Below are 9,737 nucleotides of genomic sequence, written 5' to 3'. Positions count from 1 at the left end.
TGTTGGCAGGATTATGGATATTCCTTTCTATGCAGGAGGTGTTGGATTGTTACTCCCATGAGGAGCTTGCCGCTTTGCAAGAAACAGCTCAGGATTTCCTAATGTGACTTGTGTAGATAGCTATGCCCTTCGTGGGTATGCACGGGTGTTTTATAGCCTTTTGGAAATTGCACTCGTATGACATGGGTATCCACCGTATTTGATGGTAGCGTCGTTCTTTTTGTAAATAAAGATTTACGGGTGAATTTGCCTGCGGATTCCTCAGTAGTTTCCGCTTGTGCGTTGGCTACCATGAGGCCGAGCATTGCAAACAGATACACAATACGCAATTTTTGTCTCATTTTTCGCTCCTATAGCAAAATTAAGTAAATTTAAATTAGACCTTTTTGAATTTCGAAATTACCAACCTATGCCATTCTGCACGAGTGGTGATCGATAGCTGATTATGTGTATTCTTAGATTCCATTGTTTTCGGATTCACGGTCTACGAGTATAAAACTCGCTACGGTTAACTTATTTGGTTCTATATTCGTCCGCATCGATACGATGTTTTTTAATTTTTTGATGGATTGCGCGAGGGGTAATCCCCATTTCTCTTGCAACGGCGCTCACATTTCCAGAACACCTTGCCAAAGCGTCATGTAGCAGTTTTATTTCGACATCGCGGGCAATTTTTCCCTTTGTCGCCTGGAGAAGGCTGTGATGTGCTTGGTCTGCTTCTGAATCAGAAACTTCGACAGCAATGTTCTCAATGATTTCCGTTTTAGCAAACAGAAAGGCGTTCTCCAAGACGTTTTCCATTTCCCGAATATTTCCTGGCCAATCGTAACGCATCATTTTGAGCCACACCTGTTCGCCAAGGTTTTTGGGAGGTTTTTGGTATTTGACCGACAATTGTTTTAGGAAATGATCGGCTAACACGACAATGTCGTCACGCCGTTCCCGTAACGGTGGGATATCTATAATAACGATATTTAACCGATAAAAGAGATCTTTACGAAACTCGCCTGCCGACACCAGGTCTTTGAGTTTGCGATTGGACGCGACGATAATGCGGACATCGGTTTGAATGAGTTGTCTGCCGCCAACTCTTTCAAATTCACTTTCTTGGAGTACCCTCAACAATTTCGCCTGGCTAGTTAGGCTTAAGCCGTCAATTTCATCCAGAAACAGCGTTCCGGTACAAGCTCTTTCGAAAAAACCCTTGTGAACATTGTAAGCGCCAGTAAATGCCCCCTTTTCATGGCCGAACAAAGCACTTTCTATCAGAGATTCGGCGATTGCTGCGCAATTTACGGCGATAAATTTTTCCGGGTTTCGTCCGCTCGCGGCATGGATGGCTCGTGCGATGATTTCCTTTCCCACCCCGGTTTCACCACCTATCAACACGTTGGCCATGGTCGGGGCGACGATCTCTATCGCATCCGTGACATCGCGTATCGCTTTAGAATGCCCAATGACCAGAGTTTGGTTTTTTTGCACGATAGCCGTTTCAATGGTCCCACAACTGCACCAGTACCGGTTTGTTTTGTCGGTAACCTGGACTATCGCATCGGTATCATCCAATTTGGAGATGAGCTCACCATCCTGGAAAAAATATTCGTCCCCATGTCTATGTTGATGGGTTTCCCGGTTTAGATAAATTGCCACGTCGCAGACCGAATCGCCGACGGCGATGCGCTTTCGTAATTCGACTTGGGCGTAACCGAAGTTTCGGGCTGCGATTCCGCCAAAAACCGACGAGGTCATCTGGCACAACTCAGGTGTTTCTTTTACCAACGCCCCAAAAGGACAGCGAGTGTTTTCAACGCGAATGACACCTTCACCGCTTGATGCCCTGGTGAATTCTCCTCCAATCTGGTTCTTAATTTCGATGATTACATCCGCATATTGATCATGCGTCAAAGCATCTTGAAACTCCAATTGCTTTCTGACGGTATCCTCAAAACAACTGCTCGCAGACAAGCCGAGATATTGAATTGAGTTATCTTGGTTCGAGAGTTTCAAATTTTGCTTTTTCCACAAATTAACGCTGTGGATTACAAAAGCCTGTAGAAAGGAGACGGGCGTCAAACGGGACAGTAGTCGATTATTCATTTTTCATCTGGATACGTCATGCCTGTAGTTTGTTTCTTGCGAAATTTGCAGCGGATGCTAGTGATGGCAACAGCTACAACTCGGTCCGTGACGATACGCGTCATTCTTCGGTTGCGGTTGTAACGAACGTATCGCCTGTTCGCGGCCTACGGCCATAGCGCCATGCGTTGCCGGGGCGGTCAGTATGAGCTTGGTGCATGTTCCTCCGCATGTGGGGCAGCACGGTTGAGGGTCGCTGATGCGATGTTTGGCTTCGAACTTCTGCTGGCATTGCCCGCATTGATAATCGTATGTTGGCATAGTGTACGCCTACTCTGGTTAAGCTGATAGGGAAGGAGAGCGCCTCCATGACGGAACGGCACTCTCGATTTTGGATTTACCGCGTAGTCGTTAACTCCAGCGATCAGGCTGTTTGTTGGTCACACCGAATGCTGACGAAACAACATCGGTGCGCAGCCGTTTTTCCGGATCGAGTGTCGGCGCCCTCAAGCGCCGTGTTTCGACCTCCCAAACCCAGCCACTTACGACGACATCTCTCGGAATTAGCGGATGGTTTCTAAACGCTTCGACGGTTTTCATGCAAGTGACATCGACGTCGTCCATCATGCCAATCCATTTCGCAAACGAACCTTTATTCAGTTTCAATTCGGGCAAGGTTGGATCAAGGGCTATGTTATCAGTGTCGATGCCTCTTTCTCGAAGAACCCTTTCCAGATCGTTAGCATTTGCTGAGAGCATGCCGCACTGGGTGTGTTGGACTATGACAATTTCCTTGGTACCAAAAAAGTTACAGGTTAACATCGCAGAACGGATTGCATCGTCCGTCACGATGCCTCCCGCATTGCGGAAACAGTGCGCATCCCCTCCTCCGACAGGGGTATCAACATGGATACCAAGCGCCTCGTCCACCGGCAAACGCTCATCCATACAGGCAAGTACCCATAAACTGGCGTTATTATGCCCTTCCGCACCGTAACGTCGACGCGTAGCCCAGAAATCGTAATCATTAATCCGCTGTTCAAGTTTGTTTTTCAATGTAGTCATGTTTTTCTCCATCATAAAATGAATGCTTAGGTAAAAACCCAAGGTGATTTAGTGGCGCCACTACATTTAATTAAGCAAGTCACGTGCCATAATAATAATTATTAAAAATCAATATCTTATAGCTTTATTTAGAGAGAACGTTAATACCTTAAATCCGTCAAGTAGCATTCTAATAAGAAATATTCTTTTTAATACCAACAAGTTATAGTGCGAACAGGGCAAACTTCCCGCTGTGAAGTCTTTGTTCCCGTATTCGATTTATGGGGCGACAGGAGGTGAGCGGGAGTAACCCACAAAAACACCGTATCATCAGATTTTTTCCTATTATAATTTAATTCAAGTCTTCGATCTGATCATGTACATTTATGATGGCCTTCTGGTTTTCCTAGCTTGCGGCAACGTGGTTAATATTCTGAATTAGTTTTAGAGCCTATTTGGTGGGACGTAAGGATTCGCGCGAAAATTGACAATAGCAGATTGGTTCATGCAATAGCGCTACTATGAGTTGAGCGACTTAAAGTGCTGAAGTATCGCGAACGACCGGTTGCTACCATCACGTTGCGTTGCCATTATTGAAGGGTCGCAATGAAACCTAAAACAGTCACAGATTCTGGCCCGTGTTGGGCCAGAACGCTTATATGAAAATAAACAAAAGATTAAGTGGTTTTTTAAACTGAAAGTTTGAACTATTTAGTATTGTGGGTTTGTGTCTTATTTTTGGCAAGTAAGTTAGGCGGCGGTCCGATTGGCAATATATGTCAATTTGAGCTATACCCTATCCTGATGTCAGGCTATGTGCCGCTTTGGCGTCAGAATAGAGTATGTTTGGTTAATTATTGATACGTGCCACCAAAGGCTATAGATTCCATCCTGACACTTTTGGTTTTTGGGGGCAGTTAATTTGCAAGGGCATCGTATTGGTTACATCAGAGTCAGTTCGTTCGACCAGAATCCGGAACGCCAACTTGAGCAAGTCGAAGTCAATAAGGTTTTTACCGATAAGGCTTCTGGCAAAGATACCGAACGACCAGCCTTGGAAGAGCTTCTTTCTTTTGTTCGCGAAGGTGATACGGTCGTGGTGCACAGTATGGACCGCTTGGCGAGAAATCTGGATGACTTGCGAAGATTGGTGCAGCAGTTAACCAAACGCGGTGTACGTATCGAATTCGTCAAGGAATGTCTGACTTTTACCGGCGAAGATTCACCGATGGCAAATCTATTACTGTCAGTGATGGGGGCTTTTGCCGAATTCGAGCGGGCTTTAATCCGAGAACGTCAGCGCGAAGGCATTGCGCTGGCCAAACAGCGCGGTGCCTACCGGGGGCGCAAGAAAGCGCTATCGCCCGAACAGGTAACCGAGTTACGACTGAAGGTCAGTGCGGGCGAGCAAAAAGCAAAACTGGCCCGCGAGTTCGGTGTTATACTAATCACAATAAATATTTACTCTAATGATGCCCACTGACGGGAGCATAGAGAATGAATAGCCTCGGGATATTTAGCAAAAATATTCCATGCTTGGCAGCATACCTCTACAATTTCATTATAGTTTTCAAAACACCGATTCGAGAAGTCTGTACGCCGTAATTGCTGCCAAATTTGTTCGACTGGATTGAGTTCTGGCGAATAAGGGGGCAGTGGCATAATGGTGATATTAGCAGGCATGTCTAATTTTGCAGTTAAGTGCCAAGCTGCTCGATCTACAATGAGCAACGCCTGTTTATCCAATGTTACCGCAGCCGAAATAATATCAAGATGCTGCTGCATGCCTTCAGTATTCGCTTTTGGCATGATCAAGCCTGCGGTTTTGCTATTCTCAGGACATACGGCGCCAAAAATATAAGCCGCTGTAAATTGTTGCTGTTGAACAATGCGGGGGCGTGTGCCTTTTCGTGCCCAAATACGACTGACTGTCCCACGTTGTCCGACTCGCGCCTCATCTTGAAACCAGACTTCAACCTGCTTTACATCAATACCTTTCGGTAGTAAGCCTATGGCCGAGTCTCGAAAGTTTTTTTAAAAGCATCTTGCTTCTCTTGGCTTTGTTGTGGGTGTTTTGAACGAACTGTTATCCAAACTAAATCTAAACGACTAAGTAGGTTGTATGCACTATTGAGACAGCACTTAACTTGAAACTGCTCTTCAAGGAGAATCTGTATATCATGCCCCGTTATTCGGCCTCCCGAGCGATTTTCTTGAAGGTCAATAACCGCTTTTTTAAAGTCGAATTCTTGGCTACCTTCGAGTTTGCGCTTTGCGCCACTTCGAGGCGATTCTTTTAGTCCTTCAAGTCCAAAAGCTTTGAATCGCTTCACCCATTTTTGAACCGTTTCTTCACTAACGTATAAAAATTTTGCGACTTCATGGTATTCCCGACCTTCTTGTAGGTGTGCCATCCCAAGCCAGCGAATGCGAGTGCGTGAATGCTTCTCCTTTCGTGATAGCGCGTGAAAATCATGATCTTTCAGCTCTGGAGGCAATTTTCTTGGACGTGCGATAGTTATTAACTCTCTTTAGTAAGCGATAGATAAAAATAAATTATAGCCTAATTACAGTATAAATATTTTGGTATTGGTATTAGTCGCGAAACCCTATACCAATATCTGAAAACAGATGACTGATCATGCCGCGTCGCTCGATACTATCTGCCACTGAGCAGACCAGTCTGCTTGACCTGCCCGATAGTCAGGATGATCTGATTCGCTACTACACGTTCAATGAGCCAGACTTATCGTTGATCAGACAGCGCCGGGGCGATGCCAACCGACTCGGTTTTGCTGTACAGCTTTGCCTGTTGTGCTATCCAGGGTATGCGCTGACCAGCGGCATGACAATAGCGGAGCCAATCATCCAATGGATCGCCCGACAAGTTCGGGTTGATGCGAACGCATGGGGGAAGTATGGTGAGCGCGATGAGACGCGGCGTGAACATTTCCAAGAGTTACGCACCTATCTCGGGCTATCACCGTTTGGTTTGTCTGACTTTCGCTTTCTGGTGCAGAATCTAACCGGTCTTGCCATGCAGACCGACAAGGGACTGGTACTCGCTGCGCATGCATTGGAGACGTTAAGGCAGCGACAGATTATCCTACCGGCGCTGACCGTTATCGAGCGGGCTTGCGCGGAAGCCGTTACACGCGCTAACCGGAGCATCTACCAGGCGTTAGCCCAGCCGCTGACTGCGCATCATCGACGACAGCTGGACGATCTACTAAAGGTCAAGCCGGACAGCAACATTACGTGGCTGGTTTGGCTGCGGCAATCGCCGCTGAAACCGAACTCCCGATACATGCTTGAGCACATTGAGCGTCTGAAAACATTTCATGCGCTTATATTGCCGGAAGGCATTGACCGCCACATCCACCAGAACCGCTTGCTGAAGATAGCGCGTGAAGGCAGACAAATGACTCCACAAGACTTGGGCAAATTTGAGAGCGAGCGGCGCTATGCCACACTGGTCGCACTGGTTCTGGATGGAACAGCTACAGTCACCGATGAAATTATTGATCTGCATGATCATATCCTGATGAAGTTATTCAGTACAGCCAAGAACAAACATCAACAGCAGTTCCAGAGGCAGGGTAAAGCAATCAACGACAAGGTGCGCCTGTTCTCAAAAATCGGCCATGCCTTATTGGAGGCCAAGCAGTCAGGCGGCGATCCTTACGTCGCCATCGAGGCGGTTATTCCTTGGGAGGATTTCACACAGAGCATCACTGAAGCCGACCAGCTCGCTAAACCAGAATCGTTCGATCACTTACACTTGGTTGGCGAGCAATTCAACACGCTACGCCGGTACACGCCGGAACTCCTGGAAGTGATCAAGTTGCGTGCTGCACCGGCAGCACAGAGTGTGCTGGACGCCATTGAGGTAGTGCGCGGTATGAATACCGATAGCGCGCGCAAAGTACCGGTGAACGCACCGACCGCTTTTATAAAACCACGCTGGAAATCACTGGTACATACAGGTGATGGTATTGACCGCCGTTTTTATGAAATTTGCGCGCTATCGGAGCTGAAAAACTCGCTCCGTTCTGGCGACATCTGGGTGCAAGGCTCTCGCCAATTCCGCGACTTTGACGAATACCTTCTGCCAACCGAAAAGTTCGAGCTACTCAAGCAATCGAAGATGTCACAAATTGCAGTTAACCCCGACTGCGACCAATACCTGCATGACCGGTTGCACCAGCTGGAACAGCAACTGACCACGGTCAATCGCTTGGCGCAGGCCAACGAACTTCCTGATGCGATCATCACCGACTCTGGCCTGAAGATCACGCCACTGGATGCTGTCGTGCCCGAAGCGGCGCAACAGCTGATAGATCAAGCCGGAATGCTGTTGCCCCGCATCAAAATCACCGAGTTGTTGATGGATGTAGATGACTGGACGGGCTTCACCCGACATTTTGTCCATCTAAAAGATGGCAAGCCGACAAAGGATAGGACGCTGCTATTGTCCGCAATCCTGGCCGATGCCATCAACCTAGGACTGACAAAGATGGCCGAGTCTAGCCATGGCACGACCTACGCAAAACTGTCTTGGCTACAAGCTTGGCACATTCGGGACGAGACCTATTCGGCTGGTCTGGCCGATCTGGTGAATGCCCAATTCAGCCACAACTTTGCCGAGAACTGGGGAGACGGCACCACATCGTCGTCTGACGGACAGCGCTTCCGCGCTGGCGGCAAGGCCGAGAGCACAGGCCATGTCAACCCAAAGTACGGTAGCGAACCGGGCAGATTGTTCTACACCCATATATCCGACCAATATGCACCGTTCAGCACTAAGGTGGTCAACGTTGGCGTACGTGATTCCACCTATGTGCTTGATGGTCTGCTGTACCACGAATCGGATTTACGGATCGAGGAACACTACACGGACACAGCGGGTTTTACCGACCATGTTTTCGCTCTAATGCACCTACTGGGCTTCCGCTTCGCACCACGCATCCGCGACCTGAAGGATACCAAGTTGTATGCGCCGAAGAACGGGCAGGACTACCCGGCGCTACAGAGCATGATTGGTGGCACCCTGAACGTCAAAAGCATCCACGCTCATTGGGATGAAATTCTTCGGCTGGCCGCATCAATTAAACAAGGCACCGTCACCGCCTCGCTGATGGTGCGAAAACTCGGAAGCTACCCGCGTCAGAACGGTCTGGCTGTTGCCCTACGCGAGTTGGGCCGCATTGAGCGCACGTTGTTCATCCTGGATTGGCTACAACGCGTGGAACTCCGCAGACGGGTTCAGGCTGGGCTGAATAAGGGCGAGTCTCGCAACGCCCTAGCCAGAGCAGTGTTTTTCAACCGGCTTGGCGAAATACGCGACCGAAGTTTCGAGCAGCAGCGCTATCGTGCCAGTGGCCTCAATCTGGTGACTGCGGCCATTGTATTGTGGAACACAGTCTATCTGGAAAGGGCGACGCAAAGGCTGCGCGAGTCGGGCAAGCCTATCGACGACGCGCTATTGCAATACCTGTCGCCGCTGGGCTGGGAACACATCAACCTGACCGGCGATTACGTCTGGCGGCAAAGCAGGAAGATCGAGGACGGTCAGTTTCGGCCGCTACGTATCATCGGAAAGTCTTAGCGTACTATTTTTTCCGAATTCTGCGACGCCCCCTACTAGACATCTTTCCTAAATAATTGATGCGGGATTAACCTTGATAGGCTTAAATAGATATGCCTCTAAAAACACGGACAGCCATTAGCATGGGTTAATCTGAGCACGTTACAAGCGGAAATCCCGTTTGCAGAGACAGACTCATGTGCAAGCAATTGCACCGGAACCAGTTGACTTGATTGTTTTGCTGACGAACTGAACTTCTTTTTGTAATAGCTAAAAATGTGCGGCTTAATGTCATGCTCTTTACAGTACTCAGTCTGAGATAAACTGCTGGCTTGCCATTGTGCTATATAGCCTTGCATAGCGGCGTGATTTTGATATGGATTCATGAATACCCCCTATTGAAATAAGAGGCAGTAGTTTGCCTTGATTTTAAAGGCTTGAGTATGTGTGCTTTAATTGACGGTTACACAACGTCTAATGGAAAACTCGTATTTCACTTGTTTGCAGCATTAGCCGAATTTGAACGTAATTTGATCGGAGAAAGAACACGTGCCGGATTAGATGCAGCTCGTGCGCGTGGAAGAAAAGTAGGGCGCCCAGAAGCATTGGATGCTGAAAAGCGTAAATTGCTGATTGATCTTTATGAACAGAAAAAAACGCCTATTAACACGCTATGCGAAATGATGGGAATTTCCAAGCCAACCCTCTATGCCTACTTGAAAAAAAAAGATAATTCCTAAGGAGCTTTGCGTACCTTTGTTGGGTTAAAGCAAGCGACTTATTTTTATTAAAAGTCGAATAACTCGATGTTCAAGTTTTTAAGCTTAGAAATACAGCCGGAAAACGGGTAAGCTAATCAGTGTAAACTGCCACGTATTTCAACACCATGTTGATGTACGAGCCGGCACACTTTATAAAATCGTTTGTCACTGATTTAGATGCAGCCCTGGGAAAGCTAAAGTCCAATGCCAGGCTGACGCACCTACAAAAGACTTGGCTAGGATTTTGTTTAACGGGGATGTTACTGACC

General features: G+C 47.7%; 10 protein-coding genes. 3 read left to right on the top strand and 7 right to left on the bottom strand.

The window, feature by feature from the left end; translation table 11 throughout:
• Nucleotides 1-98: 98 nt before the first annotated feature.
• From RW114_RS18645 to RW114_RS18630, 4 genes are all read right to left on the bottom strand, one after another.
• A complete protein-coding gene (locus tag RW114_RS18645) occupies nucleotides 99-341 on the bottom strand; it encodes a hypothetical protein (RefSeq protein ID WP_340124253.1) in 243 nt (80 codons plus the stop codon).
• 172 nt (nucleotides 342-513) lie between these two features.
• Nucleotides 514-2,007 carry a sigma 54-interacting transcriptional regulator gene (locus RW114_RS18640; protein ID WP_340124252.1) on the bottom strand — a complete coding sequence of 498 codons (1,494 nt, stop codon included), beginning with the start codon at nucleotides 2,005-2,007 and terminating at the stop codon, nucleotides 514-516.
• Between the two features lie 147 nt (nucleotides 2,008-2,154).
• A complete protein-coding gene (locus tag RW114_RS18635) occupies nucleotides 2,155-2,397 on the bottom strand; it encodes an FmdB family zinc ribbon protein (protein ID WP_081679107.1) in 243 nt (80 codons plus the stop codon).
• 90 nt (nucleotides 2,398-2,487) lie between these two features.
• Nucleotides 2,488-3,141, bottom strand: a complete 654-nt coding sequence (locus RW114_RS18630; protein WP_340124251.1) for a beta-class carbonic anhydrase — start codon at nucleotides 3,139-3,141, stop codon at nucleotides 2,488-2,490.
• Between the two features lie 886 nt (nucleotides 3,142-4,027).
• On the opposite strand from RW114_RS18630, the gene RW114_RS18625 reads away from it, so the two are divergent.
• Complete coding sequence (locus tag RW114_RS18625; RefSeq protein ID WP_479687042.1) at nucleotides 4,028-4,603, top strand: recombinase family protein; 576 nt, start codon at nucleotides 4,028-4,030, stop codon at nucleotides 4,601-4,603.
• On the opposite strand, the gene RW114_RS18620 is transcribed toward RW114_RS18625, so the two are convergent.
• Both RW114_RS18620 and RW114_RS18615 read right to left on the bottom strand, forming a co-directional pair.
• Nucleotides 4,582-5,112 carry an IS630 family transposase gene (locus tag RW114_RS18620; protein ID WP_340124254.1) on the bottom strand — a complete coding sequence of 177 codons (531 nt, stop codon included), beginning with the start codon at nucleotides 5,110-5,112 and terminating at the stop codon, nucleotides 4,582-4,584. The genes RW114_RS18625 and RW114_RS18620 overlap by 22 nt on opposite strands.
• Nucleotides 5,113-5,129: 17 nt before the next feature.
• Nucleotides 5,130-5,618: a helix-turn-helix domain-containing protein gene (locus RW114_RS18615; RefSeq protein WP_340124250.1), complete on the bottom strand. Its 489-nt coding sequence runs from the start codon at nucleotides 5,616-5,618 to the stop codon at nucleotides 5,130-5,132.
• A gap of 143 nt (nucleotides 5,619-5,761) precedes the next feature.
• Here RW114_RS18615 and RW114_RS18610 point away from each other — a divergent pair, with 143 nt between their 5' ends.
• Nucleotides 5,762-8,728 (top strand): Tn3 family transposase, encoded by a 2,967-nt coding sequence (locus RW114_RS18610; RefSeq protein WP_340124249.1) that lies wholly within the window; start codon nucleotides 5,762-5,764, stop codon nucleotides 8,726-8,728.
• A gap of 98 nt (nucleotides 8,729-8,826) precedes the next feature.
• On the opposite strand, the gene tnpA is transcribed toward RW114_RS18610, so the two are convergent.
• The gene (tnpA, locus tag RW114_RS18605) at nucleotides 8,827-9,093 is read right to left on the bottom strand and encodes an IS66 family insertion sequence element accessory protein TnpA (protein ID WP_340124248.1); all 267 of its coding nucleotides are present in this window, start codon (nucleotides 9,091-9,093) and stop codon (nucleotides 8,827-8,829) included.
• Between the two features lie 57 nt (nucleotides 9,094-9,150).
• Between tnpA and RW114_RS18600 the strand changes: the two genes are divergently transcribed.
• Nucleotides 9,151-9,447, top strand: coding sequence for a recombinase family protein (locus tag RW114_RS18600; protein WP_479687041.1), 297 nt, complete (start codon nucleotides 9,151-9,153; stop codon nucleotides 9,445-9,447).
• Nucleotides 9,448-9,737 lie beyond the last annotated feature (290 nt).

Source organism: Methylobacter svalbardensis (assembly GCF_037671525.1).
Classification (GTDB): Bacteria; Pseudomonadota; Gammaproteobacteria; order Methylococcales; family Methylomonadaceae; genus Methylobacter_A; species Methylobacter_A svalbardensis.
This window is presented reverse-complemented; position numbering and strand designations above follow the sequence as displayed.